Raw genomic sequence first — 23,160 nt, forward strand, 5'->3', positions numbered from 1 at the left:
GCACATGGGTGTCGTCGGCCCTCACACCCGCGGGACGCGCAGCTTCGTCCAGCTCGTGCGGCCGGGGACGCCGTCGGCGTCGGCGCCGGTGTAGCCGAGCTTGCGCTGCCAGGCCGCGTAGGAGCGGCGGTCCGCCTCCGTCCAGTCGGGGCCCGGTCCGCGGTCGTAGCGGCCGCAGCCCTCCGCCACCAGGCGCCGGCCCATCGCGGTGATCACCGCGCTGTGCCGGCCGGCCGTGAAGAACGCCGGGCCCGGGAACGGCTCGTACGGGTCCGGGCCGGTGCCCGTGCCGAGCCGCCCGGCGATCCGGGTGCGCATCGACGGCATGGAGAAGCTGGGGTCGATCTTGCGGGTCGTCCACTCCTTGTGGCCGATCACGCGGTCTGCGCCCCAGCCGTGCGCCCGGCAGATCGCCGCCGCGATCCTCTCCACGGCCAGCAGCTGGGCCTCGGGGTAGGGGTCGCGTCCGTTGCCCCAGTTCTCGATCTCGAAGCCGTAGAAGTGGGCGTTGCCGTCGACCGCGTCCGGGCCCGGCCGGGCCGGGAGGGCCGTGCCGGTGCGGACGGCGTCGTAGACGGCCTGGGAGCCGCGGCCGGCGTGGTTGGTGCGGCCGTAGCCGACCAGGTGGGCCGTGCCGTCCTTGGCGATGACCGCGATGCACAGCGGGCCCGGCAGATCGGGGCGGCCGGTACGGCAGATGTCGACGCTGCCCGCGCCGACCGTGTGGTGCAGCATGACGCCCGCCATCGGGCCCCAGGCGCCGATGGCGTTGCGGTTGTGGGTGGACCAGGTGCCGTGCTCGGCGGTCCGGACGCCCTCGGCGCGCAGCGCGGCGCGGAAGGCGGAGGCGGACAGGGGTGTCGCCATGGGGGTTCCTCTCGTGGGGCGGGAACGCCGGAGCCCCGGCGGCCGTGACGGGCACGGCACACCGGGGCTCCGGGGTGTTCGGTACGGCGGGTGTTCGGTACGGCGGGTCAGAGGACGGGGTCGACGCGGATGAACCGGTTGTCGTAGCCGACCGTGTTGGTGCCCGAGGAGGGCACGGAGGACCAGTACGTCGGGGTGGCCGAGTACGCCGTGCCCGGGGTGAGACCGGTGACCACGAACTGGCTCGACGCGGAGACGCGGTCGGTGTTGAAGACCGAGCAGGCGCGGTCGATGGAGGACGCCAGGAACACCGAGTTGTCCGAGAGCTTCTTCACGGTCGCGCCCATGAAGCCGGACGCGGCCATGGAGCAGTTGATCCAGGCGCCCACCGTGATGATCACCTTGCCGCTGGGCGGGGCGGTGAACGCGCCCACCAGCGGGTCGCCGGTCGCGCCCGAGAGGGTCTCGGCCGGGGTGGTCGAGGTGGTCGTACCGGCGTCGTTGTTGTAGAGGAACACCGGCGTCGCCGCCACCGGCAGCCAGGCCGTGCCGGTGTAGTACGTCAGCTGGCCGGGGCTGGACAGCCAGGCGACCATGCCGGCGGCCGGGGTGGTGACGGCCGCGTCGCGGGCGGCGGCGGTCGCGTAGCGCAGGATCGTGCGGGCGTCGAGGGTCTCGGCGAGGCTCTGCAGGTGCTGGGGCAGGTTCGCCGGGTCGGTGGGCTGGGGGTAGGGGATGCCGCTGAGCGGGGTGTAGGCGGTCATACGGGGCTCGGCTCCTCACTGAGGTCGGGGTCGGACGGGTCCCCGTCCGGCGGTGGGGCGGGTACGGACGGGGCGGGGCCCGGCTCCGCTTCGGCGAGCACGGCGCCCTCGTCGGTCTCCGGTGGCGCGGGCGGCTCCTCGGGCGGCAGCTGCGTGACGGTGACCTCGACGGGCGTCAGGATCACGACCGGGTCGCCGGGGGTGTCGTCCAAGGCGGGCGGCACCTGGTCCACGGTGGTCTCAGACACGTGCTCCCTCCTTGACCGCGGCCCAGGTCAGACCGGACGCGGTGAGATCGGACAGCTTCGGGTAGGCGGCGGTGACCGCCGCGTACGTCACCGAGGGCACCGGCGCCGGGCTGCTCGGCGCGTCCGGGGTCAGCCCGGAGTCGGCCGGCAGGGCGCCCGGGTCGACCCCGCGCAGGGTCAGGGTCTGCTGGACGCCGCCGTCGGCGGTGGCCGCGGTGCGGATGCCGACGACCCAGGCGAGGGTGTCGAGGGCGGCACCGGTGCCGTCGACGACGCGGACGACGTCCCCGAGCTGGATGCGCGGGTCGTACAGCACGTCGACGTCACCGATGACCGGTACGGGCAGCACGCCCGCGTTGCGCATCGCCTTCGCCAGGGCCGCGGCGGAGGCGGCGTCCTGCATCCAGTCGGTGCTGTCGGCGGTGTACTCCTGCCGGCCGTAGTACTTCTCGCTCGCGACGCCGTTCGGGTCGTTCGCCGGGTCGTCCAGCATGGCGACCGCCACCCGGTCGACGGCGTCGGACTTCGGCTTGAGCGTGACCAGGACGAGGGACGGCTTTCCGTCGGTGGTGACGGTGTAGAGCGTCCGGGTGTCGCGGTTGGTGTACCGGACGACCAGGTATCCGTCCTCCCGGCGGATGAGCATGTCCACCATGCCCTTGACGGCGGTGCCGCCCGTCGGCGCCGTGCCGAAGCGGACGTTGCTGCCGCCGGTGATGCCGGAGTCGTCGTCGGTGGTGGGCGGACTGATGTCGTACTCGTCGTTCGACAACAGGTACTTGACCGTGGTCGTCGAGCGGGCCGGCAGGGCGCGGACCACGCTGTCCTGGGTCCGCACGCCCGTGTCGTACCCGGCGCCCCGCCAGTCCCGGTACGGCTGCACGCAGTAGTTGCGGCAGGCGTCGATCTCCTCGGTGGCGGTCAGCGAGGCGATCTCCCGGGTGCTGGTGAGGGTGAGGTCGGGGGTGGTGGGCCGGGTGGCGAACCGGGTGTGGTTGCGCCACCGGAACACGCCCCGCTCGTCGATCTCGGCCGTGGACATGCTGGCCTTGGCGATCTGCGAGAGCACCTCCCACTGGGAGCCGCTGACCCGGGGCAGCGCGTACAACGGCAGGACCACGTCGTCCAGTTCGACGCTCTTCGTCCACGCCCAGGTGCCGGTGTGCGCGAACTCCGCTGTCGTCGGCATCGCCGGCAGCCCGCTGGTGACCTGCAGGCACTCGGCGGGCAGGTCGGTGAAGAGGGACACCTGGTACAGCTCGGAGGCGTACTGCAGGGCTTCCGCGTTGGAGAAGGTCGCCTCGCCGCCGAGGAGCTGGGAGCCGTCCGGCGCGGTGAGCCGGGGCTGCACGGTCGGATGGACGCTGGTGGTGCCGTTCGCGGTGTCGACCCAGAAGCCGAGGTGCCAGGCGCCCCGCTGGTTGAGCGCGGGCCAGGTCCACTGGAAGTACCAGACGGAGTCGAGGTCGTTGGAGACGATGCGCACCCAGCGCTCGGCGAAGTTCACGATGAGCTTCAGGAAGCCGACGTCCGAGCCGTTGCGGTTCAGGTCCAGCTGGAGGACGACCTTGTCGCCGTTGCCGATCCCGTCGTCGCCGCTGTCACTGTCGTAGCGGACGGAGTTGTCGACCCACACCTCGGCGAACAGCTTGCTGCCGGGGACGGTGACCCGGCTGCGCGGGAACCAGGTCGCCTTCAATTGCGACTGCTTGGGCACCAGCGCCATCTCGTGCGGGGCCCCCACCCGGCTGAAGGTGTACGTCTCCGGGTCGGGCAGGACCTCCGGCTGGCCGTAGGGGGTGCTGAACCCGCCGTGCAGGGAGGCGTACACCAGGGTCAGCGGCTTGCCGTCGGCGAAGTCCGGGTAACGGGGCGGCGGGCAGGCGTACAGGCCGCCCTGACGCAGCAGTTCGGACACGCACCAGGTGGCCGAGGAGACGGGGCGGTTCCAGTAGAAACCGGCGTACGGCTTCGGCAGCCAGGCCGGGCCGCGCAGCCGCTCCGCCCCGTCGAGCGCGGTGATCTGGACGGCGTCACCGCCGGAGGCGGCGGAACGGGAGCGGACCGTGCCGCGGAACGCGGGCAGTGTGGCGCCACCGACCCCGCCCTCGTGGACCACGGACTGTCCGGGCCGCACGACGTCGCCGGTGGCCCGGTCGGCCCACGGCGAGTACAGCTCCGGGGCCGTCCGCCCGCCCGCGCCGGACAGCTGCAGCTGCAACTGGGCGGCGGAGGAGCCGGAGAAGGCGCGCATCGCGGCCGGCAGGTCGGTGGCGTACGACCGCTCCAGCTGCCAGGACTGCACCTGCGCGGAGACGTCCTTGCCGCCGAGCCGGGTGCGGTGCCGGGTGGTCCGCTCGCCGGCGGACAGGGCGGCGGCGGTGGTGTCGTCAGCCCGCTGCACCGGACACCTCCACGAGGTCGAGGCCGATGCTGCGGTAGGGCAGCGGGCGGCCCGGGGTGTCGCTGTAGCCGGTGACCGACATCGGCGGCAGGCCGTCGCCGGGGACACCGGCCTCCGCCGTACCGCCGTACGTGAAGCAGGCACCGGCGAGCGCGTAGGTGCCGGCGGCGCCCGGCTTGGCGGTGGGGGTGGCGTACACGGCGCCCGCCGGGACGGCGCCGGTGACGTAGGGACCGGTGGCCGTCGCGGAGGCGAGCCAGCTCCCGTCGGCCTTCTTGAAGTCGATGCCCACGCTCAGCGTGCCGAGCGCGGCCAGGGCGGCCGGTGCCCGGAAGGACACCTGGAGACCCGGGGAGACGGGGAAGTTGCCGAAGGTGCTGGTGTGGCGCCAGCCAACGGCGCTGTTGGCGTCGGCGGCGGTGAAGACGAAGGTGCCGGGCGCGGTGGTGCTCTCGGCGACCGTGCCGGTCGTGGAGGTCTTGAACCACTGTGCGAGGCCGGTGATGTCCGTCGCGCCGGGGACGCCGGTGCCGGCGGCCTGGGACGCGCCGAGCACGTTGCCGGCGGCGGGGTCGACGACGTACACCGGGCCGGGGCCGTCGACGCGGCGGGCGATGCGGTCCAGGGTGCGCGCGTGCGCCGGGGCGAGCAGGTCCCAGGCCAGCTTCAGCCGGCGGACGGGGGACTGGTTGCGGGTGACGGTGACCCGGCCGCCGAGCGACTTGAACTCGGTGACGCCGAGGTCGGCGCTGCGGTCGAAGGACTTGGCGGCCTGGTCGATCTCCGTCATGGCGCCGGGCGGGCCGATCCAGAGGTTTCCCATGAGGACTCCTGAAGGCATGAAAAAAGGCCGACGGGCGTGAGCCGTCGACCGGAGGCGTACTTCTGCGGGGCGGTGCTACCGCCGGGACAGCTGCCGCTGCCCGAGGAACACGGCGCGGGCGATCTCCTGCGAGTCGACCCGGACGACGACGGGCCGGTCGGCCAGCCGCTCCACCGCGGCGGCGAGGGTGCGCAGACCGCCGCCGTGCCCGAGCATCCGCTCCAGCTTGGACAGCGGGATGACGGCCTCGTTCTCGCCGGCCTCGCCGAGCAGGGCGAGCGTGCCGCCGGGGCGGGCCTGGACGACACCGCCGGTGGCCAGGTGCGGGACCGGCACGTGCAGGCGGGGGAAGCCGAAGGAGCGGCCGCCGAACTTCGGCACCCAGTCCGGGATGCTGATGTGGATCCCGGCGAGCGCGCCGAGCAGGCCGTTCAGGGCGTTGGCGAGGCCGGTCATCGGGGCGAGCATCGCGTTGCCGAGGCCGCGCAGCAGGGGGCCGGCGTTGTGCACCAGGCCGCCCACGGCGGAGCCGATGGCCTTCATGGCGTACGAGACGCCCTTCTGCAGCAGCTTGGTGATCTTGTCCATGTTGATGAACTGCGCGATGAGCGGGGTCAGCAGCGTCATCACCAGGCCGAAGGGGTTGGCGGCCATCGCCAGGTTCAGCCCCTTCTGCGCCAGCGAGGCGCCCTTGAGCCCCTTGCCGAGGCCGCCCATGGACTTCCCGCCCCGGTCGGCGTTCTTCGCGGCCTTGCCGACGGACTTCTCGACGGCGTCCGACTGCTGCTTGACCCCCTTCAGCTCACCGTGGGCCCCCTTGGCGGCGGCCTTCAGCTTGTCGAAGGACGACTTGAGCTTGTCGGTCCCGGTACGCGCCTTGCCGAGCCCGCCGTCGGCTCCGCCCGCCGCGGTCTTCATCTTGTCGAGGCCCGTGTGGGTCTGGCCCAGCGCGGACTTGAGCTTCCCGGCGGAGGTGTTGAGCCGGTCCGAGTTCCCACGCAGCTTGTCCAGCGAGGAGCCACCGGTGGCGGCGGCGGTCTGGAGTCGCCCCACCACGGACACGGTCTGGGTGATCGAGGTACGGAACCTCGCGAGCGATCCGGAGGCACTGATCGCGCTCTGTGCCAGTGACATGGTTACTCCTTCGGGTCAGGCGATCTGGCGCGCGGCCGTACGGACGTCTTTGGTGAGTTGGATCAGGGACTTGGACAACGCAATGGACTCTTTCTGCAGGTTCCTCACGCGTTCGATGTCGATCGTCGTGATGGGGACCTCGAGTGCGTCCTGGTTTCGTGCACGCTTGCGCGGGATTCCCCGCTCATCCCTTTCATAGCCGCGCTTCTTGAGAACGGCAGTGATAAACGCGTCCTTGTCGAAGAAATTAGTGATCAGGAATCCTGCCACCACCGCTCCGAGAGTGGACCAGGACGCCACTTGACTGACCTTGAAATCCTGAACAGTTTTGACAACTTCATCGAGGCCGAAGCCGATGGTCTTCGCCCACTGCTCCAGCTGTGAGGGTTCGTCCTTCTTCTCCTCTTCCTTCTTCTTCCCCTCCTTGTCGATTTTGACGTCCTTGAACTTCTTGTCGATGTATTCCCGGGAGGCTATGCCGCCTCCCGACTCCAGTTGTTTCTTGATGTCCACGACCTGACTGTGCACTTCGTCGATCGAGTGCTGAGCCATGATCACGCCTCCTTGACTGCAGATGTGGCAACTGATATTGAGGGGGGCGGATTGTTGATGTCGGAGGGGGCGATATGGGCGGGCCGGCGATTCCTGTTGCCGTTATTGCGGGATTTGTACTCTTCTTCGCGTGGGGGATCTACTGGCGGGGGCGCGCCTTGCGGACGCGCGGGATTCGGACGCGGGCGAGATGTGTGGGGACCCGGAACGAGAACGGCCGGACCGAGCTGCTGGTGCAGTTCTCCGTCGAGGGAGGTTCCAAGCGGGTCGCGGTGGGTCCGTTCAAGTGGCCTCCGGTCTCGGTCGGTGGCACGGTCGAGGTGGTCTACGACCCGAAGGACCTGAGCAACGTCCTGATGCCCGACGAGGTCGGGACCGGCCGCGTCGCGCTCCTGCTCACCATCGGCTCCAGCCTGCTCCTCCTCTTCTGCGTGCTGGCGATCGTCATCACGTTCGCTACATGGTGATGACGACCGCGACGGCGAGGTGAGGTGATCAGCGCCCTGCGGTAGATGCGCAGGGCGGTGTCGAGCACGGCGCTGTGCCGGTGTTCGTCGCGTCGCGGATCGGTTCCCGGTCGCGGTGTGTTGTGTGCAACTGCTCGTTGACGGCGCATCAGGTAATGTCCATCCGCCCGGTCAGGCAGGTGGGCGTGCCGTTCCCGGCCGGGGGCGGCGAGGGGGCGGGGCCGGCCTTCGTGGTGCGGTCGAGCGTGAGGGCGACCTGGGGTGGACGCGAGCGGAAACCGCCGCCAGGAGGCCGAGCTGGCCGAGATCCTGGCGGTACTGCGGCGACTGGTCAAGGAGTTCGGCGACGAGGGGGACGCCGTGTTCACCGAAGCCGAGGTCGAGCGGAGGGAGTTCGCCGCGTACGCCCATGGCTGGAAAGATGCCCTCGCCTCCCTGCCCGCGCAGCTGCGCCGGCCCGAACTGACCTTGCTGGAAGGCGGAGAGATCATTCCCTTCCCGGAGCGGCAGGACGTGCCGGAGGAGGGGGAGGGCGCATGCGGCGACGGACCGGTCGACGGCGGTGCGGTCACCGCCCCGCCGCGTCCCCGGTTCGCACAGAAGAGCCCCCGGTCGAAGGCGCCGACCATACCGAAGGTGGAACGCGGAAGGTCCCGGCGGAAGGACCGCCGGGACTTCTTCGATCACTGAGCACTCAGGACAGGTCGTCCGAGGGGTGCGGACGCGCCGTCGGCGGGCCCGACGGATGCGCGTGCGGGCCGGGCGACCGCGACGCCGGCGGCTGCGGCACGGGCGGCTGCGGGTCCGGCGGCTGCGGCGCCGGTGCGCCCGGGGGCGTCTGCGGGAACGGCAGGACCTTCGCGCCGTCCGCCGTCCGGGCCGCCGGATCCGTTCCCTCGGCCCGCCGCGCCTCGTGTTCGCCCCGGTCGCGCCAGCCCTGCCCGTACGCCCGGAACTCCCGCCGTTCGATCTCCGACCGCGTGGTGACCACCAGGTCGGGAGGGAGGGGGCGCCCCCGCAGGCGTTCGGCCAGCGTGCGCCGCAGCTCGCCCGTTGCCTCGACGTAGTCGATCCCGCCCGGCCCCGCGCCCTCGTTCTTCGTCACTCGGCCCCATCCCTCCGCACCGCTCTCCCCGTGATCGAACACATGAGCGATTACCCATCGAGAATACCCGACACCCTCCTGATGCCGACCGGAAAACAGGGGGGCGCTTCAGGCCACCTCGTACGTGCCGCCGATCCGGATGACGTTGCCGCTCGCGAAGGCCGTGCCGAACACACCCCCGCTGCCGATCTGCCCGATCCCGGAAGCGGACGCCGAGGCCGGACCCCACAGCGTGTACGACGTCGCGCCCGTCGACGCGCCCGGCTGGGCGACGAGGACCGCACGGTTGCCGGGCACGGTCGCCATGCCGTGGAACTGCGGCAGGCCGCCCAGCGCCCCGGCGGTGACCGGAAGGCCGAAGCTGTAGAAGCCGCTCCCGTACGCCGTCGTCGAGCCGAAGGTGACCAGCGTGGTGAAGTGGCACACCTTGCCCACCACCGCGTACTTGCCGGTCAGCGTGCCGTTCCCGATCGCGGGCGCGGTCGTCGTCGCCGTCCAGGCGGGGGTGTACGTGTTCCACGCGCCGAGCGCGATCCACGCCGAACCCGTGTAGTAGCTGAGCGTCCCGGGGGTGGTCAGCCAGGCGACCATGCCGGCCGCCGGGACGGTGACCGCCGCGTCCCGGTCGGCGGCGGTGGCGTACCGCAGGACCGTCCGCCCGTCGATGCCCTCGGCCAGGGACTGCAGGTGCAGCGGCAGGTTCGCGGGATCGGCGGGCTGGGGATAGGGGAGTGCGTTGAGGGGGGTGTAACTCGTCATGGGTCATCGCTCCCTGACTACGACAAGGGGAACCGAGGGGGACTACGAGAAGAACTGGGCCAGTTCGGTCGCCGTGGGCTTGCGGGCCGGCGGTTCCGGGGCATCGGACGGCGGCTCGGCGGCGTCCGCACCGTCCGTCCGTCCGGCCGCGCCCGGCCGCGGTACCGGCTTCGGGTACTCCAGCGGTTCCGCGTCCTCGTCCCGGTTGACCGTCGCGAACATCCAGTTGGCCTCGGCGAGTTGGTCGACGACGGCGGCGAGGAGGTAGTCGCCGACCGACCAGTCGGCCGCCTCGCCGTGCAGCTCCCGCAGCGTCGCGCTGTCCTGCGGCAGGTGCCTGACCAGCACCGCGAGCCGGCGCGAGGAGAGCCGTCCGCGGTGCCAGTCCAGCAGGTCCACGCCGTAGTGGCGGAGCAGGTCCGCTTCCAGGGCCTCGGCGTGCTCGTCGACCAGCTCGCCGAGGCTCAGCCTTCCCCCAGGCCGAGCCCGGTCTCCTTGCCGTACGCCTCCATGATCGCGGCGATGTCCTGCATGGTGATGTCGTGCCGGTCGAACCGGGCGTACTGGGCGTCGCCGAGCAGCACGCGCAGCAGCCCGTCCACGTCGTTGTCGTCCAGCCGGCGCAGGGCGTGGGCGGTCTTGCGGGTCAGCTCGGTGGGGAGCGTGAAGGTGTCGCCGTCGATGGTGAACGACCAGCTGCGGCCGAGCGCCTCCAGGCGCTGGGCCCGGGCGGCGCTGACGTCGAAGCCTGCCATGGATCAACTCCGTTCGTACAAAGGCGGATGGGGGTGCGGGCGGGCCGGGACGCGGGGGTGCGTCCCGGCCCGCCCGCCGGGGGAGGGGAAGGGTCAGGAGGCCGTGCTGTACGCCGGGTCCTTCATCAGGAAGGTGGCGAGCGGCTTGGTGTCGTCGACCGACAGGGCCGTGAAGGTGACGCCGAGCTTGATGGAGGCCGTGCGGGTCAGCGACAGCTCCTCGGTCTCGGTGACCTGGCCGCGCGGGATGACGAAGCGGTAGGTGATCGAGCTGCCGTCGGTGAACTCGATGCCCAGCGCCTTCTCGTTGAACTTCGGGGCGACGGCCAGGTCGTACTTGTAGATGCCGGAGCCGGTGGCCGTCTCGGCGAGGGCGTCGCCGCCCATGAAGAACGGCAGGGTGTCCTCGTTCAGCTGGAGCAGCTGGAACTTCACGGTCAGGTCGCGGTCCGAGTAGATGAACCGGGCCGGGGAGACGGACTGCCAGGTCTCGACCGGGTCCAGCTTGTCCTTCTTGGACAGCTTGATGCCGTCCTGCGAGGTGTAGCCGAGGTCCTTCCAGGCCGCCGCCCAGGCCGCGGCGGTGTCGGTCGGCGCGGCCGTGCCGACCGGGGCGACCAGGATGCGTCCGGTACCGGCGACGCGGATCTCGTTGGCGTTGTTGCCAGCCATGCGTAACTCCTCTGAGTGGATGGTGAATCGCCCGGCACCGGGAGGTGTCCGGACAGCGCGAAGGCCCTGCCGTTCACGGGAAGGCGGGCAGGGCCTGTTCGGGGGCGGCGCTCAGGCCGTGTGGATGAGCAGCCGGACCGTGGAGTAGTAGCGGTTGGCCGCCGACCGGTTCCAGTCGGGCAGCCAGCGCGGGCCGTCGGCCTCGACGACGTCGGTGACGCGCGCCGTGCCGTAGAGGGTGCCGCGCAGCGTGAGGACTGCCGAGCGGACCTTCAGGGCCAGGGTGTGCGCGGTGGTCTTGTCGGGGCCGTAGACCTCGAAGTCCACCAGCGGCTGGTCGAGACGCTGGTCGTCGATCCAGGCCCCGCCGGAGCGGGAGACCAGGACGACCTGCTGGGTGCCGTCGAAACCGCCCGGCGGAACGTTGTCCACGGTGGCGGTGGCGAGTTCGGCGCGGGTCTTCAGGTAGTCGACGACGAGTCGTTCGACGTCGGGGAAGGTGACCGTCGGATCGGCCACGGGAGGGCCTCCCTTCGCGGAGGGGATGGCTGCGAATGGCTACGACGAAGCAGCGGGCCGGTGTCCGGGCCGTTTCCGGCACCGGGCACAGCTCCGCCGCTGCACCAACTGTGACATGTTGCGAGCGCGAGCGCAACACCGAGTTTTCGGGGAAGCCGCGGCGGCGGCCGGGAACGCGGATCGCCCCGCCGCACCACAGGGTGCGACGGGGCGATCGGACGGCAGGCGCGGTCAGTCGTGACCGGACCGCCCCCGCGCGGCCCGCTCGGCGGCGAAGACGTCCTCCAGGCGGAAGAGGTGGGCCCGGCCCTGCTTGCCGGCCGCGGTCAGCCGGCCCAGCTGCACCCACTTGCGCACGGTCGCGGCCGTGACCCCCGCTTCCGCCGCGGCCGCGGGGCCGGTCACCAGGGTCGGCCCGGCGGGCAGCAGCCGGCTCGGCGTACGGCTCATCGGACGGCCTCCTCCGCCGCCTCGGCGGCGTCGACCAGTGCGGCGATCACGTCGGCGTCAGCCCCGGACTCCCGGGCGAGCCGCTCCCACGCGGACTCCGCCCAGCTGTGCCGGTGGCCCGGGTCGCCGGCGCACGCGCACCCCGGATCCGTGCACCGGCAGCCGGGGTTGACGCACAGGACGGTCCGCGCGGCGGGCAGCGCGCGCAGGGAGACCGAGTCGCACCACGGGCAGCGGCCGTCGACGCGGACCATCGCCTCCGGCGTGCCGAGGGTGCGGCCGCCGCGGCGGGCCATGCGCCGGCACTCGTCCAGGACGTGGCGGGCGAGGGCGGGGTGGCCGGCGACCCGGTCCAGCAGCCCGGCGATGCGGCGCAGCCGCTCCGGCACGTCGGCGCGCGGCGCGCGGCCGAGCCCCAGCTTGTCCCGTACCGCCTCCTCCAGTTCGGTCACGCCGTCGGTGATGTCCCGCAGCGCGTCGGAGACGTGGAGCCGGATCGGGGCCGCTCCCGCGCCGCCGCCGGCGCCACGGGAGCGGCCGGCCGAGATGCCGGCGCGACCACCGCCCGGGGCCAGCTCCGCCACCAGATCGGGGAACTGGCGGGCGAGGATGTCGATCCAGCGGGCGGCGCGTGCGGTGTCCTGACGGGCGGGGTCGAAACTCATGGAAGGGCACTCCGATCGCTTGGCGGCGGGTGGTGTCGACGGTGGGGCGCTGTCGGCGGTGGGGCGGTGGGGCGGTCTCGGCGGTGAGGCGCTGTCGGCGGTGATGCGGTGTCGACGGGCGGTCCGGCACAGGAGGCCGACGGGCAGGGCGGCCGGGAAGGCCACACTGGTGGGCTCCGGGACTACTTGTTGCGTGCGCGCACACAGTGTCACATGTTGCGCAGGCGCGCGCAATGGAATATGACATTGCCGGCCGGTTCGGCGGATGAGGTCGACGCGCCTGCCCTTTCACGGAATCCTTACCGCTGTGCGTGCGCGCACCCACATATTTCGTGTGCGCGCGAACGCTAGAGTGGGCACGGGGGGAAGCGAAGAACAGGGGAGCACCACAGATGAAGAGCGATGCCGAGCACATCGAGGATTTCGCCGGCTGGGTCGAAGACGTGATGCGGGCGCGCGGCTACGACATCGACAGCCCGCGTGGCGGCGGCAAGACCAAGCTCGCCGAGGACGCGGGCGTGCACCGGGCGGCCGTCACCCGGCTGCTGCAACGACAGAGCATGCCGGACCTGGACACCATGCGGGGGCTCGCCCGGGCCCTCGGCGTCCCCGTCCGGGACGTCCTCATCCGGTCCGGCAAGCTGACGGAGGAGGACCTGCCCCAGGCGCCCGCCCCGCCCGCCGTGCCGTCACCGGCCGGGGCGGCGGCCCTCTCCGCCGAGCAGGCGGCGGCGGCCCTGGGGATCCCGGAACACCTGCGCGCCGCGTTCGTCCAGATCACCGAGCAGCTGCGGGTGGGTACGGCCGGGGTGTCGCCCGAGGCCGAGGAACAGGCGCGATCCTGATGCCGGGCCGCCCCGGCCGTCGGTCCGACGGCGGCCGGCGGGGCACCGGAGCACCGCCCACCCGCACGCGGGGCCGCCGAGTGTGCCGTCCGAGGGGGAACCGGACGGCCGCGGCACCGCGGGCCAGGGATGTCGCCAGGGCCGCCGTACCCCGGCCGGCCCCTTGCCGGCGCAAGGGCCGCGAGTGCCGTGCGGCACCGGCCGCCGCATGGGACAGGATGGGCGCATGAGCGTAGTGAAGATCAACGTGCTGACCGTTCCCGCCGAGCAGCGGGAGGTGCTGGAGCAGCGGTTCGCCTCGCGGGCCCACGCGGTGGAGAACTCCGACGGCTTCGAGTGGTTCGAGCTGCTGCGCCCCGTCGAGGGCACCGACCAGTACCTCGTGTACACCCGCTGGCGTGACGAGGAGTCGTTCCAGGCCTGGATGGAGGGGCCGATGAAATCCGCGCACCAGGGCGGCGGCGAGGGCGGCGAGCGCCCGAGGCCGGCGGCCTCCGGTTCGACCCTGTGGTCCTTCGAGGTGGTGCAGCAGGCCGCGCCCAAGGGCGCCTGACGGACATACGGACGTACGACGGCGCCCCCTGCCTGTGCGGGTCAGGGGGCGCCGTCGGGTTCCAGGGGCCGTTACTTCACCGGCTCGGGCTCCGGCTCGCTCTCCGTCTCGGCCTCGCCCGCCGGGTCGACCGGCGTCCGGACGGAGTCGAGGAGCAGCTGGGCGACGTCCACGACCTGGACGGACTCCTTGGCCTTGCCCTCGTTCTTCTTGCCGTTGACCGAGTCGGTCAGCATGACCAGGCAGAACGGGCAGGCGGTGGAGACGATGTCCGGGTTGAGGGACAGGGCCTCGTCGACGCGCTCGTTGTTGATGCGCTTGCCGATGCGCTCTTCCATCCACATCCGGGCGCCGCCGGCGCCGCAGCAGAAGCCGCGCTCCTTGTGGCGGTGCATCTCCTCGTTGCGCAGGCCCGGGACCTTGCCGATGATCTCGCGCGGGGGCGTGTAGATCTTGTTGTGGCGGCCCAGGTAGCACGGGTCGTGGTACGTGATGATGCCCTCGACGGGGGTGACCGGGACCAGCTTGCCCTCGTCCACCAGGTGCTGGAGCAGCTGGGTGTGGTGGATGACCTCGTAGTCGCCGCCGAGCTGCGGGTACTCGTTGCCGAGCGTGTTGAGGCAGTGCGGGCAGGTGGCGACGATCTTCTTCGCCGACTTCGGCTTCGCGGACTCCGCGACGACCTTGCCCTCGTCGTCCAGCTCCTCGCCGAACGCCGTGTTCAGGGCCATCACGTTCTCCATGCCGAGCTCCTGGAACAGGGGCTCGTTGCCGAGGCGGCGGGCGGAGTCACCGGTGCACTTCTCGTCGCCGCCCATGATCGCGAACTTGACGCCCGCGATGTGCAGCAGCTCGGCGAAGGCCTTCGTGGTCTTCTTGGCGCGGTCCTCCAGGGCGCCGGCGCAGCCGACCCAGTACAGGTACTCGACCTCGGTGAGGTCCTCGATGTCCTTGCCGACGACCGGGACCTCGAAGTCGACCTCCTTGGTCCACTCCAGGCGCTGCTTCTTGGCCAGGCCCCAGGGGTTGCCCTTCTTCTCCAGGTTCTTGAGCATCGTGCCCGCCTCGGACGGGAACGCGGACTCGATCATGACCTGGTAGCGGCGCATGTCGACGATGTGGTCGACGTGCTCGATGTCCACCGGGCACTGCTCGACGCAGGCGCCGCAGGTGGTGCAGGACCACAGGACGTCCGGGTCGATGACGCCGTTCTCCTCGGCGGTGCCGACCAGCGGGCGCTCGGCCTCGGCCAGGGCGGCCGCGGGGACGTCCTTCAGGGCCTCCTCGGACGCCTTCTCCTCGCCCTCCATGGTCTTGCCGCCGCCGGCCAGCAGGTACGGCGCCTTGGCGTGCGCGTGGTCCCGCAGCGACATGATCAGCAGCTTCGGGGAGAGCGGCTTGCCGGTGTTCCAGGCGGGGCACTGCGACTGGCAGCGGCCGCACTCGGTGCAGGTGGAGAAGTCCAGCAGGCCCTTCCAGGAGAACTGCTCGACCTGGGAGACGCCGAAGACGTCGTCCTCGCCCGGGTCCTCGAAGTTGATCGGCTTGCCGCCGGAGGTCATCGGGAGCAGGGCGCCGAGGGAGGTCTCGCCGGTGGCGTTGCGCTTGAACCAGATGTTCGGGAAGGCCAGGAAGCGGTGCCAGGCCACGCCCATGTCGGTCTTGAGCGCGACCGTGATCATCCAGATGAAGGAGGTGGCGATCTTCAGGCCGGCGAAGAAGTAGGTGAGGTTCTGGAGGGTGGAGACGTCCATGCCCTCCAGCCACGACACCACCGGGTAGGAGACGAAGAAGGACGCCTCGTAGCCGTCCACGTGGTGCTGGGCGCCTTCGAGGGCGTGCAGCATGAAGATGCAGACGCCGACGATGAGGATGACGGTCTCGACGAAGTACGCCTGGCCGAAGTTGGAACCGGCGAAGCGGGACTTGCGGCCCGGCTTGCGCGGGTGGCTCAGCTGGCGGATCGCGATCAGGGCGACGATGCCGAGGACCGTCATCGTGCCCATGAACTCGACGTAGACGTTGTACGGCGCCCAGTCGCCGAGGACCGGCAGGATCCAGTCGGCCTTGAACAGCTGCCCGATGGCGTTGACGATCGTCAGCAGCAGGGTCAGGAAGCCCACCGCCACGAACCAGTGCGCCACGCCCACGACGCCCCAGCGGTTCATCCGCGTGTGGCCGACGAACTCCTTGGCCAGGGTGACGGTGCGTTGTGCGGGATCGTTGGTCCGCGTACCGGCCGGCACGGGCTGGCCCAGCCGCAGGTGGTTGAAGATCTGGAGGAGGGCGCGGCCGAACAGTGCCACGCCGACCACGATCAGGACCAGCGACACGATGATCGCGGCGAGTTGCATTGGGGCTCCTGAGGCGGCCGACATTACTAAGCGGTAACTTATGTAGTCCGTCTGAGACTACCCCCATCTTCCGTCGGGATGCAGCAGAGCGCGGGGTGATCTGGGTCGCCGCCAGGCAATCGGATCGTGTTATTCGTACCGAATTGATACTTTCGCCCCTACCTTAGAGCCGTGCTCTACGGGATCGCCGCCGCCACCGCCGCTCTGCTCTGCACCGCCGTGCTCGCGGCGGTGCTCCGGCTGCCCGCCCTGAGGGCCGGAATCCTCGACCGGCGCCGGCAGCGTCCGCTGCCGCTGCTCGGGGGACTCGCCGTCGTGGTCGTCACCTGCCTGGTCGCCGGAACGGGGGAGTGGACCCGGGTGGCCCCCCTCGGGGAAGGGGTCGCCGAGCTGCTGGTGGCCGCCGCCGCGGTGGCCGGCCTCGGCCTGGTGGCCGACGTGTGGCGGCTGCGCTCGCGGGTGCTCGTCGCCGGTACGGTCGTGGCGGCGGTCTGCGTGGTGCCGTACGACGAGACGGGCGTGCCGGGCGGGATGCTGGCCGTCGGCTGGATCGTCCTGGCCACCCTCGCCTTCAAGGGGCTCGACCACGCCGACGGGCTGGCCGGGACGGTCGGCGTGGTCACCGCCTTCGGCGCGGGGGTGTGCGCCGCCGCCGAGGTGATGGACGGGCTCGCCGTGCTGCTGAGCGTGGTCGCCGCCGCCCTCACCGGCTTCCTGATGCACAACTGGCACCCCGCGCGGATCGGCCTCGGCGCCTGCGGCTCGCTGTTCACCGGGTTCGTGCTGTCGTCGGCGGTCGTCTTCACGCGCGCGGGGTACGACATCGGTCCGAGCGCGGCGGTGGTGTTCTGCCTCGGCGCCGTGGCCGTCGCCGACGCCCTGCTGGTGGTCGTCGCCCGGGGGGTGGCCCGGCGCCCGCTGCTCCGGCGCGGCCCGGACCACCTCGCGCACCGGCTGCGGCGCCTCGGGCTCAACCCGCCCGGGTCGGTCGTGCTGCTCGGGGCGGGCTCCTTCTCCTCGGTGCTCGTGGGGGTGCTGGTGCACACCGGGTGGACGGGGGAGAAGGCCGTGCTCTGGGTGGCCGGCGGGGTGGTGCTGGCCGTCGTCGTACTCCTTCTGATTCCCGTTCCGCACGGACGCCGACCGCCATCGACGCAGGTCAGCGGCCCCTTGCGTGTAAGGAACGGATAAGAGTTGAGTCTGGCTGACTCAGGTCTGTTGACCCAGCGGTTCTGCTCATGCACACTTGAGCCTGTTCCACTCAAGTCAGCTGGAGGAATCAACCATGGCACGTGCGGTCGGCATCGACCTGGGCACGACTAACTCCGTCGTCAGCGTTCTGGAGGGCGGCGAGCCCACCGTCATCACCAACGCCGAGGGTGCCAGGACCACGCCGTCCGTCGTCGCCTTCGCCAAGAACGGTGAAGTGCTCGTCGGCGAGGTCGCCAAGCGCCAGGCGGTCACGAACGTGGACCGGACCATCCGCTCGGTGAAGCGCCACATGGGCACCGACTGGAAGATCCAGCTCGACGGCAAGGACTTCAACCCGCAGCAGATCTCCGCGTTCATCCTGCAGAAGCTGAAGCGGGACGCCGAGGCCTACCTGGGCGAGAAGGTCACGGACGCGGTCATCACCGTCCCGGCCTACTTCAACGACTCCGAGCGCCAGGCGACGAAGGAGGCCGGCGAGATCGCCGGTCTGAACGTCCTGCGCATCGTCAACGAGCCCACCGCGGCCGCGCTCGCCTACGGCCTCGACAAGGACGACCAGACGATCCTCGTCTTCGACCTCGGCGGCGGCACCTTCGACGTGTCCCTGCTGGAGATCGGCGACGGCGTCGTCGAGGTGAAGGCCACCAACGGCGACAACCACCTCGGTGGTGACGACTGGGACCAGCGCGTCGTCGACTACCTGGTCAAGCAGTTCCAGTCCGGTCACGGCGTGGACCTGTCCAAGGACAAGATGGCCCTGCAGCGTCTGCGCGAGGCCGCCGAGAAGGCCAAGATCGAGCTGTCCTCCTCCACGGAGACCTCGATCAACCTGCCCTACATCACCGCGTCCGCCGAGGGCCCGCTGCACCTGGACGAGAAGCTCACGCGCGCCCAGTTCCAGCAGCTGACGGCCGACCTGCTGGAGCGCTGCAAGACGCCGTTCCACAACGTCATCAAGGACGCCGGCATCTCCATCAACGAGATCGACCACGTCGTCCTCGTCGGTGGCTCCACCCGCATGCCCGCCGTCGCCGAGCTCGTCAAGGAGCTGACCGGCGGCAAGGAGGCCAACAAGGGTGTGAACCCGGACGAGGTCGTCGCCATCGGCGCCTCGCTCCAGGCCGGTGTCCTCAAGGGCGAGGTCAAGGACGTCCTGCTGCTCGACGTCACCCCGCTGTCCCTCGGCATCGAGACCAAGGGCGGCATCATGACCAAGCTGATCGAGCGCAACACCACGATCCCGACCAAGCGCTCGGAGATCTTCACCACGGCCGAGGACAACCAGCCGTCGGTGCAGATCCAGGTCTACCAGGGCGAGCGCGAGATCGCCGCGTACAACAAGAAGCTCGGCATGTTCGAGCTGACCGGTCTGCCGCCGGCGCCCCGCGGCGTCCCGCAGATCGAGGTCTCCTTCGACATCGACGCCAACGGCATCATGCACGTCACGGCGAAGGACCTCGGCACCGGCAAGGAGCAGAAGATGACCGTCACCGGCGGCTCCTCGCTCCCGAAGGACGAGGTCGACCGCATGCGCGAGGAGGCCGAGCGCTACGCGGAGGAGGACCACAAGCGCCGCGAGGCCGCCGAGGCCCGCAACCAGGGCGAGCAGCTGGTCTACCAGACCGAGAAGTTCCTCAAGGACAACGAGGACAAGGTCCCCGGCGAGATCAAGACCGAGGTCGAGGCCGCGGTCGGCGAGCTGAAGGAAGCCCTCAAGGGCGAGTCCGCCGCGGGTGACAACACCGCCGAGATCCGCAGCGCCACCGAGAAGGTCGCCGCCGTCTCGCAGAAGCTGGGCCAGGCGCTCTACGCCGACGCCCAGGGCGCGCAGGCCGCGGGCGGTCCCGAGGGCGCGGCCGCCGGTGGCGCCAAGGCCGCCGACGACGACGTGGTGGACGCCGAGATCGTGGACGACGAGCGCAAGGACGGTGCCGCGTAATGACGGAGGAGACCCCGGGTTTCGAGGAGAAGCCCGACGTCCCCTCCGGCGCCACCCCTGACGACGCCGAGCCGAAGGCCGCCTCCTCCTCCGAGGAGGGGGCGGCCCCGGCCGGGGACGCGAGCACAGAGAACGCCGGTCTGGTCGCCCAGCTGGACCAGGTGCGCACGGCGCTCGGCGAGCGCACGGCGGACCTCCAGCGGCTCCAGGCCGAGTACCAGAACTACCGCCGCCGGGTCGAGCGGGACCGGATCACGGTCAAGGAGATCGCCATCGCGAACCTCCTGACCGAGCTCCTGCCCGTGCTCGACGACATCGGCCGGGCGCGGGAGCACGGCGAGCTGGTCGGCGGCTTCAAGTCGGTGGCCGAGTCGCTGGAGACCGTCGCGGCCAAGATGGGCCTGCAGCAGTTCGGCAAGGAGGGCGAGCCCTTCGACCCGACGATCCACGAGGCCCTGATGCACAGTTACGCACCGGACGTCACCGAGACGACCTGCGTGGCGATCCTGCAGCCGGGGTACCGCATCGGCGAGCGCACCATCCGCCCCGCGCGGGTGGCCGTCGCCGAGCCGCAGCCCGGCGCGCAGGGCACCAAGGCCGAGGGCGCCGAGGAGAACACCCCGGCGGCCGACGACAAGGAGAGCGGTGGCCCGGACGAGGGCTGACGTGAGGACTGAGGGGAACCGCGGAAAGGGGGTGCGTCGAGGATGAGCACCAAGGACTTCATCGAGAAGGACTACTACAAGGTCCTCGGCGTCCCCAAGGACGCCACCGAGGCCGAGATCAAGAAGGCGTACCGGAAGCTCGCCCGCGAGTTCCACCCGGACGCCAACAAGGGCAACGCCAAGGCCGAGGAGCGCTTCAAGGAGATCTCCGAGGCGAACGACGTCCTCGGCGACCCCAAGAAGCGCAAGGAGTACGACGAGGCGCGCGCGCTGTTCGGCAACGGCGGCTTCCGCCCCGGACCGGGCGGGGCCGGCGGCTCCTTCAACTTCGACCTGGGCGACCTCTTCGGAGGAGCGGGCGGCGCCCAGGGCGGAGGCTTCGGCGGCGGACTCGGCGACGTCTTCGGAGGCCTGTTCAACCGCGGCGGCACGGGTACGAGCCGTACCCAGCCCCGGCGCGGCCAGGACATCGACACCGAGGTCACGCTCAGCTTCACGGAGGCCATCGAGGGCGCCACGGTGCCGCTCAGGATGTCCTCCCAGGCGCCCTGCAAGGCCTGCTCGGGCACCGGCGACAAGAACGGCACACCGCGCGTGTGCCCGACCTGCGTCGGCACCGGCCAGGTCGCGCGGGGCTCCGGTGGCGGTTTCTCGCTCACCGACCCCTGCCCCGACTGCAAGGGCCGCGGTCTGATGGCCGAGCACCCCTGCCTGGAGTGCAAGGGCAGCGGACGCGCCAAGTCGTCGCGCACCATGCAGGTCCGCATCCCGGCGGGCGTCACCGACGGGCAGCGGATCCGGCTGCGCGGCAAGGGCGCGCCCGGCGAGCGGGGCGGCCCGGCCGGCGACCTGTACGTGGTCGTCCACGTCGGCGAGCACCCCGTGTTCGGACGCAAGGGCGACAACCTCACCGTCACCGTGCCGGTGACGTTCACCGAGGCGGCCCTCGGCGGCGAGGTGCGGGTGCCGACCCTCGGCGGCCCGGCCGTCACCCTGAAGCTGCCGCCCGGCACCCCGAACGGCCGGACCATGCGGGCGCGGGGCAAGGGCGCGGTCCGCAAGGACGGCACCCGCGGCGATCTGCTGGTCACCGTCGAGGTGAGTGTCCCGAAGGACGTGTCGGGGAAGGCTCGTGACGCACTGGAGGCGTATCGCGAGGCGACCGCGGGCGAGGACCCGCGGGCGGAGCTGTTCGAGGCCGCGAAGGGAGCTTGAGAGTGATGGACGGCCGTCGGCGCGGTGACAATTTTCGTGGGCCGTATGAACTGACCGAGGAGACCCCGGTCTACGTCATCTCGGTGGCGGCCCAGCTCTCCGGACTCCACCCGCAGACGCTGCGCCAGTACGACCGCCTGGGCCTGGTCTCGCCCGACCGCACCGCGGGCCGGGGCCGCCGCTACTCGGCCCGTGACATCGAACTGCTCCGCCAGGTGCAGCAGCTGTCGCAGGACGAGGGCATCAACCTGGCCGGCATCAAGCGCATCATCGAACTGGAGAACCAGGTCGCCGCGCTCCAGTCCCGCGTCGCGGAGCTCCAGGCGGCCCTGGACGGCGCCGCTGCGGCGATGCAGCAGCGCGAGGCCGCCGTGCACGCCTCATACCGGCGCGACCTGGTGCCGTACCAGGAGGTCCAGCAGACCAGCGCGCTGGTGGTGTGGCGGCCGAAACGGCAGCAGCAGGACTGACGCGCTCAGCCGCGCACGCAGAGGGGCCCGGACGCCGGGCCCCTCTTCCGCATGCCTGTCAGCCGGCGGACCCCGGCTCGGTGCCGCCCTCGGCCGGCGGCGTGCCCAGCTCGGTCGCGACCACCACGTTCGCCTCGCGGGTCAACTGGTAGCGGGAGTTCCAGTTCGTGTCCACGGCGTCCACGAAGAAGCAGCGCTCCTCGCCGTCCGGGATCGACGTGTACCGGTAGGACGTCTCGTCGGGCATCAGCCAGGCGTCCTGGGAGGCGGAGCAGACCCGCTCCTCGCCGTCGCTCAGCACCCGGCCCGCGTAGACCGAGTACCGGTGCAGGTCGGGCGCCGGGTTCTTGTCCCACGTCAACTCGAAGCCGTAGTCGGTCGGGGTGACCTTCAGCCCGGTGACGAGGGGCGGCGGGGTGTCGTCCCGGCGCTGGGCGGCGAGGGCGGCGGAACGGGCGGACTCGTTGCCCGCCGCGTCCACCGCGGTCACCCGGTAGTAGTACGTGGTGCCCACCACGGCCGTGGAGTCCCGGTAGGACAGGTCGCCGGTGCCGCCCAGGCGGGTGTAGGTGCCGTTCGCGGTCGCCGCCCGGTACACCCGGTAGGAGGTCGCGCCGGTCGTGTAGGACCAGCCGATGCGCAGGCCGTCCTTCTCGGAGGGGTCGGTGACCGTCAGGGCGGCCGGCGAGCCGGGCGCGGTGCGGTCGGCGGTGGTCAGCGGCTTGTCCGCGGTGCCCGCGGACTCGTTGCCGGCCTTGTCGTAGGCGCGGACCTCGTAGTAGTACGTGTCGCCGGTCACCGGGAGGGTGGCGTCGGTGTACGTCGTCGCGGTGGTCGTCGCCAGCGGCTTCGCCTCGTACGGGAAGCCCTTCAGCCGCCGGTAGACGCGGTAGCCGGCGAGGTCCATCTCCTTGTTCCCCGACCAGCCGACCTTCGCCTTGCCGGTCGCGGAGTCGTACGTCACCGCGGCACCGGCAGGCACCAGCGGCTTGACCTTGTCGACGTCGGGGGAGGTGCGGGGCGTGTAGGCGAGGGAGACGTTCGCGGAGCCGGTCCAGTTCACGAAGTCCACGCGGAGCGTGTGCCTGCCGGACGGCACGCTGACGTTGACGGTCTTCTTCTGTGTCGCCGAGACGTTCTTCCAGAGGTCGACCTTGCGGGTGCCGTCCAGGTAGACCCTGATGCCGTCCTGCGCGGCGGCCGTGAGGGCGAAGGGACCGCCGGAGCCGAAGTCGCGGGTGACGGTCCAGCGGACGCCGAAGTTGTCCTTGGGCAGGCCCGTGGCGGGGGCGCCGGTGCCCCACTGCTCGGCGACCGCGCTGTCGCAGTCCGCCTTCTTCGGGGTGCCGGAGAACGTGGTGTTCGCGAAGAACTGCCGGGTGTAGACCGGCGCGGCGCAGCCGGTCGCGGCGGAGGCGGTCGGGGCGACCGCGCCCAGCAGGGCACCGGAGGCGGCGAGTACGACGACCGTGGCGGTCGCACGGCTGGCTGAGTTCATTCGGTCCTCTGATCGAGTCGTAGTGCGGCTCGGGGCCGTCATGATCACGACTCGTGACCGGCCGGGTTGGTTGTACAGATCTTTGCGGGCCTGTGAATCCCCTTGGATGTACGGTCCGTAAAGGGTATTTGAAGGTGGTTTCGCGTGACCTTCACAGGGGGAGCTGAGCGTGGCGTTGCGCACTCGTTAAGTGATTCTCCTTGACGCCGGGTGCGGCCCCGAAGT

The 23,160-nt window shown here is 71.2% G+C and carries 26 protein-coding genes; 9 read left to right on the plus strand and 17 right to left on the minus strand.

Going from position 1 to position 23,160, the window contains the following annotated elements:
* Window positions 1-21 precede the first annotated feature (21 nt).
* The 7 genes from IG05_RS0113580 to IG05_RS0113610 form a co-directional block, all read right to left on the minus strand.
* A complete protein-coding gene (locus tag IG05_RS0113580; protein WP_030342344.1) occupies window positions 22-867 on the minus strand; it encodes a peptidoglycan-binding protein in 846 nt (281 codons plus the stop codon).
* Between the two features lie 107 nt (window positions 868-974).
* On the minus strand, window positions 975-1,631 hold the full coding sequence (locus IG05_RS43655) for a hypothetical protein (protein ID WP_030342345.1): 657 nt from the start codon (window positions 1,629-1,631) through the stop codon (window positions 975-977).
* Complete coding sequence (locus IG05_RS0113590; protein WP_030342347.1) at window positions 1,628-1,879, minus strand: hypothetical protein; 252 nt, start codon at window positions 1,877-1,879, stop codon at window positions 1,628-1,630. Before IG05_RS0113590 ends, IG05_RS43655 begins: the two co-directional genes overlap by 4 nt.
* Window positions 1,872-4,283, minus strand: a complete 2,412-nt coding sequence (locus IG05_RS0113595) for a hypothetical protein (protein ID WP_030342348.1) — start codon at window positions 4,281-4,283, stop codon at window positions 1,872-1,874. Before IG05_RS0113595 ends, IG05_RS0113590 begins: the two co-directional genes overlap by 8 nt.
* Entirely contained in the window at window positions 4,270-5,106 is an 837-nt protein-coding gene (locus IG05_RS0113600) for a hypothetical protein (RefSeq protein WP_030342350.1), read from the minus strand. The genes IG05_RS0113595 and IG05_RS0113600 overlap by 14 nt, the downstream gene beginning before the upstream one ends.
* Before the next feature lie 75 nt (window positions 5,107-5,181).
* Complete coding sequence (locus tag IG05_RS0113605; protein WP_030342351.1) at window positions 5,182-6,240, minus strand: hypothetical protein; 1,059 nt, start codon at window positions 6,238-6,240, stop codon at window positions 5,182-5,184.
* A 15-nt stretch (window positions 6,241-6,255) separates the two neighbouring features.
* The gene (locus tag IG05_RS0113610) at window positions 6,256-6,792 is read right to left on the minus strand and encodes a hypothetical protein (RefSeq protein ID WP_158838872.1); all 537 of its coding nucleotides are present in this window, start codon (window positions 6,790-6,792) and stop codon (window positions 6,256-6,258) included.
* A 194-nt stretch (window positions 6,793-6,986) separates the two neighbouring features.
* On the opposite strand from IG05_RS0113610, the gene IG05_RS0113615 reads away from it, so the two are divergent.
* Together IG05_RS0113615 and IG05_RS0113620 are read left to right on the plus strand one after the other, a co-directional pair.
* Entirely contained in the window at window positions 6,987-7,259 is a 273-nt protein-coding gene (locus IG05_RS0113615; protein WP_030342355.1) for a hypothetical protein, read from the plus strand.
* Window positions 7,260-7,520: 261 nt separating this feature from the next.
* Window positions 7,521-7,949 carry a hypothetical protein gene (locus IG05_RS0113620; RefSeq protein WP_030342357.1) on the plus strand — a complete coding sequence of 143 codons (429 nt, stop codon included), beginning with the start codon at window positions 7,521-7,523 and terminating at the stop codon, window positions 7,947-7,949.
* A 4-nt stretch (window positions 7,950-7,953) separates the two neighbouring features.
* On the opposite strand, the gene IG05_RS49940 is transcribed toward IG05_RS0113620, so the two are convergent.
* The 8 genes from IG05_RS49940 to IG05_RS42135 form a co-directional block, all read right to left on the minus strand.
* Window positions 7,954-8,364 carry a hypothetical protein gene (locus IG05_RS49940; RefSeq protein ID WP_051789779.1) on the minus strand — a complete coding sequence of 137 codons (411 nt, stop codon included), beginning with the start codon at window positions 8,362-8,364 and terminating at the stop codon, window positions 7,954-7,956.
* Window positions 8,365-8,472: 108 nt separating this feature from the next.
* A complete protein-coding gene (locus IG05_RS43665) occupies window positions 8,473-9,123 on the minus strand; it encodes a hypothetical protein (RefSeq protein ID WP_051789781.1) in 651 nt (216 codons plus the stop codon).
* 42 nt (window positions 9,124-9,165) lie between these two features.
* A complete protein-coding gene (locus IG05_RS0113635) occupies window positions 9,166-9,522 on the minus strand; it encodes a hypothetical protein (RefSeq protein WP_030342362.1) in 357 nt (118 codons plus the stop codon).
* A 65-nt stretch (window positions 9,523-9,587) separates the two neighbouring features.
* Window positions 9,588-9,878: a hypothetical protein gene (locus IG05_RS0113640; RefSeq protein ID WP_030342363.1), complete on the minus strand. Its 291-nt coding sequence runs from the start codon at window positions 9,876-9,878 to the stop codon at window positions 9,588-9,590.
* A gap of 93 nt (window positions 9,879-9,971) precedes the next feature.
* Window positions 9,972-10,550, minus strand: a complete 579-nt coding sequence (locus IG05_RS0113645) for a hypothetical protein (RefSeq protein ID WP_030342364.1) — start codon at window positions 10,548-10,550, stop codon at window positions 9,972-9,974.
* 111 nt (window positions 10,551-10,661) lie between these two features.
* Window positions 10,662-11,069 (minus strand): hypothetical protein, encoded by a 408-nt coding sequence (locus IG05_RS0113650; RefSeq protein ID WP_030342365.1) that lies wholly within the window; start codon window positions 11,067-11,069, stop codon window positions 10,662-10,664.
* 231 nt (window positions 11,070-11,300) lie between these two features.
* Entirely contained in the window at window positions 11,301-11,519 is a 219-nt protein-coding gene (locus IG05_RS0113655) for a hypothetical protein (protein WP_030342367.1), read from the minus strand.
* A complete protein-coding gene (locus tag IG05_RS42135) occupies window positions 11,516-12,184 on the minus strand; it encodes a hypothetical protein (RefSeq protein WP_037813705.1) in 669 nt (222 codons plus the stop codon). The genes IG05_RS0113655 and IG05_RS42135 overlap by 4 nt, the downstream gene beginning before the upstream one ends.
* Window positions 12,185-12,576: 392 nt before the next feature.
* Between IG05_RS42135 and IG05_RS0113665 the strand changes: the two genes are divergently transcribed.
* Window positions 12,577-13,029, plus strand: coding sequence for a helix-turn-helix domain-containing protein (locus IG05_RS0113665; protein ID WP_030342370.1), 453 nt, complete (start codon window positions 12,577-12,579; stop codon window positions 13,027-13,029).
* A 226-nt stretch (window positions 13,030-13,255) separates the two neighbouring features.
* Complete coding sequence (locus IG05_RS0113670) at window positions 13,256-13,582, plus strand: antibiotic biosynthesis monooxygenase family protein (RefSeq protein WP_030342372.1); 327 nt, start codon at window positions 13,256-13,258, stop codon at window positions 13,580-13,582.
* Window positions 13,583-13,653: 71 nt separating this feature from the next.
* Here the strand turns inward: IG05_RS0113670 and IG05_RS0113675 are convergent, their stop codons facing one another.
* A complete protein-coding gene (locus IG05_RS0113675) occupies window positions 13,654-15,936 on the minus strand; it encodes a (Fe-S)-binding protein (RefSeq protein WP_030342374.1) in 2,283 nt (760 codons plus the stop codon).
* A 171-nt stretch (window positions 15,937-16,107) separates the two neighbouring features.
* Between IG05_RS0113675 and IG05_RS0113680 the strand changes: the two genes are divergently transcribed.
* The 5 genes from IG05_RS0113680 (at window position 16,108) to IG05_RS0113700 (ending at window position 21,437) form a co-directional block, all read left to right on the plus strand.
* Complete coding sequence (locus IG05_RS0113680) at window positions 16,108-17,127, plus strand: MraY family glycosyltransferase (protein ID WP_030342376.1); 1,020 nt, start codon at window positions 16,108-16,110, stop codon at window positions 17,125-17,127.
* 94 nt (window positions 17,128-17,221) lie between these two features.
* Window positions 17,222-19,087, plus strand: a complete 1,866-nt coding sequence (gene dnaK / locus IG05_RS0113685) for a molecular chaperone DnaK (RefSeq protein WP_030342377.1) — start codon at window positions 17,222-17,224, stop codon at window positions 19,085-19,087.
* Window positions 19,087-19,752 (plus strand): nucleotide exchange factor GrpE, encoded by a 666-nt coding sequence (gene grpE, locus IG05_RS0113690; protein ID WP_030342379.1) that lies wholly within the window; start codon window positions 19,087-19,089, stop codon window positions 19,750-19,752. Before dnaK ends, grpE begins: the two co-directional genes overlap by 1 nt.
* 42 nt (window positions 19,753-19,794) lie before the next feature.
* A complete protein-coding gene (gene dnaJ, locus IG05_RS0113695; RefSeq protein WP_030342380.1) occupies window positions 19,795-20,967 on the plus strand; it encodes a molecular chaperone DnaJ in 1,173 nt (390 codons plus the stop codon).
* A gap of 5 nt (window positions 20,968-20,972) precedes the next feature.
* Window positions 20,973-21,437, plus strand: a complete 465-nt coding sequence (locus tag IG05_RS0113700; RefSeq protein WP_030342382.1) for a heat shock protein transcriptional repressor HspR — start codon at window positions 20,973-20,975, stop codon at window positions 21,435-21,437.
* Between the two features lie 58 nt (window positions 21,438-21,495).
* Here IG05_RS0113700 and IG05_RS0113705 read toward each other — a convergent pair whose 3' ends face one another.
* On the minus strand, window positions 21,496-22,935 hold the full coding sequence (locus IG05_RS0113705; RefSeq protein ID WP_051789783.1) for a PA14 domain-containing protein: 1,440 nt from the start codon (window positions 22,933-22,935) through the stop codon (window positions 21,496-21,498).
* Between the last annotated feature and the right edge of the window lie 225 nt (window positions 22,936-23,160).

The sequence above is a fragment of the Streptomyces sp. NRRL S-1022 genome, from assembly GCF_000720135.1.
In the GTDB taxonomy this organism is placed as follows: domain Bacteria; phylum Actinomycetota; class Actinomycetes; order Streptomycetales; family Streptomycetaceae; genus Streptomyces.

Coding starts and splice junctions, on each gene's coding strand:
- IG05_RS0113610 (WP_158838872.1), bottom strand. CDS start 6,792: ATGGCTCAGCACTCGATCGACGAAGTGCACAGTCAGGTCGTGGACATC.
- IG05_RS43655 (WP_030342345.1), bottom strand. CDS start 1,631: ATGACCGCCTACACCCCGCTCAGCGGCATCCCCTACCCCCAGCCCACC.
- IG05_RS0113600 (WP_030342350.1), bottom strand. CDS start 5,106: ATGGGAAACCTCTGGATCGGCCCGCCCGGCGCCATGACGGAGATCGAC.
- IG05_RS0113655 (WP_030342367.1), bottom strand. CDS start 11,519: ATGAGCCGTACGCCGAGCCGGCTGCTGCCCGCCGGGCCGACCCTGGTG.
- dnaK (WP_030342377.1), top strand. CDS start 17,222: ATGGCACGTGCGGTCGGCATCGACCTGGGCACGACTAACTCCGTCGTC.
- IG05_RS0113670 (WP_030342372.1), top strand. CDS start 13,256: ATGAGCGTAGTGAAGATCAACGTGCTGACCGTTCCCGCCGAGCAGCGG.
- IG05_RS43665 (WP_051789781.1), bottom strand. CDS start 9,123: ATGACGAGTTACACCCCCCTCAACGCACTCCCCTATCCCCAGCCCGCC.
- IG05_RS0113605 (WP_030342351.1), bottom strand. CDS start 6,240: ATGTCACTGGCACAGAGCGCGATCAGTGCCTCCGGATCGCTCGCGAGG.
- IG05_RS42135 (WP_037813705.1), bottom strand. CDS start 12,184: ATGAGTTTCGACCCCGCCCGTCAGGACACCGCACGCGCCGCCCGCTGG.
- IG05_RS0113675 (WP_030342374.1), bottom strand. CDS start 15,936: ATGCAACTCGCCGCGATCATCGTGTCGCTGGTCCTGATCGTGGTCGGC.
- grpE (WP_030342379.1), top strand. CDS start 19,087: ATGACGGAGGAGACCCCGGGTTTCGAGGAGAAGCCCGACGTCCCCTCC.
- IG05_RS0113700 (WP_030342382.1), top strand. CDS start 20,973: ATGGACGGCCGTCGGCGCGGTGACAATTTTCGTGGGCCGTATGAACTG.
- IG05_RS0113580 (WP_030342344.1), bottom strand. CDS start 867: ATGGCGACACCCCTGTCCGCCTCCGCCTTCCGCGCCGCGCTGCGCGCC.
- dnaJ (WP_030342380.1), top strand. CDS start 19,795: ATGAGCACCAAGGACTTCATCGAGAAGGACTACTACAAGGTCCTCGGC.
- IG05_RS0113640 (WP_030342363.1), bottom strand. CDS start 9,878: ATGGCAGGCTTCGACGTCAGCGCCGCCCGGGCCCAGCGCCTGGAGGCG.
- IG05_RS0113665 (WP_030342370.1), top strand. CDS start 12,577: ATGAAGAGCGATGCCGAGCACATCGAGGATTTCGCCGGCTGGGTCGAA.
- IG05_RS0113705 (WP_051789783.1), bottom strand. CDS start 22,935: ATGAACTCAGCCAGCCGTGCGACCGCCACGGTCGTCGTACTCGCCGCC.
- IG05_RS0113645 (WP_030342364.1), bottom strand. CDS start 10,550: ATGGCTGGCAACAACGCCAACGAGATCCGCGTCGCCGGTACCGGACGC.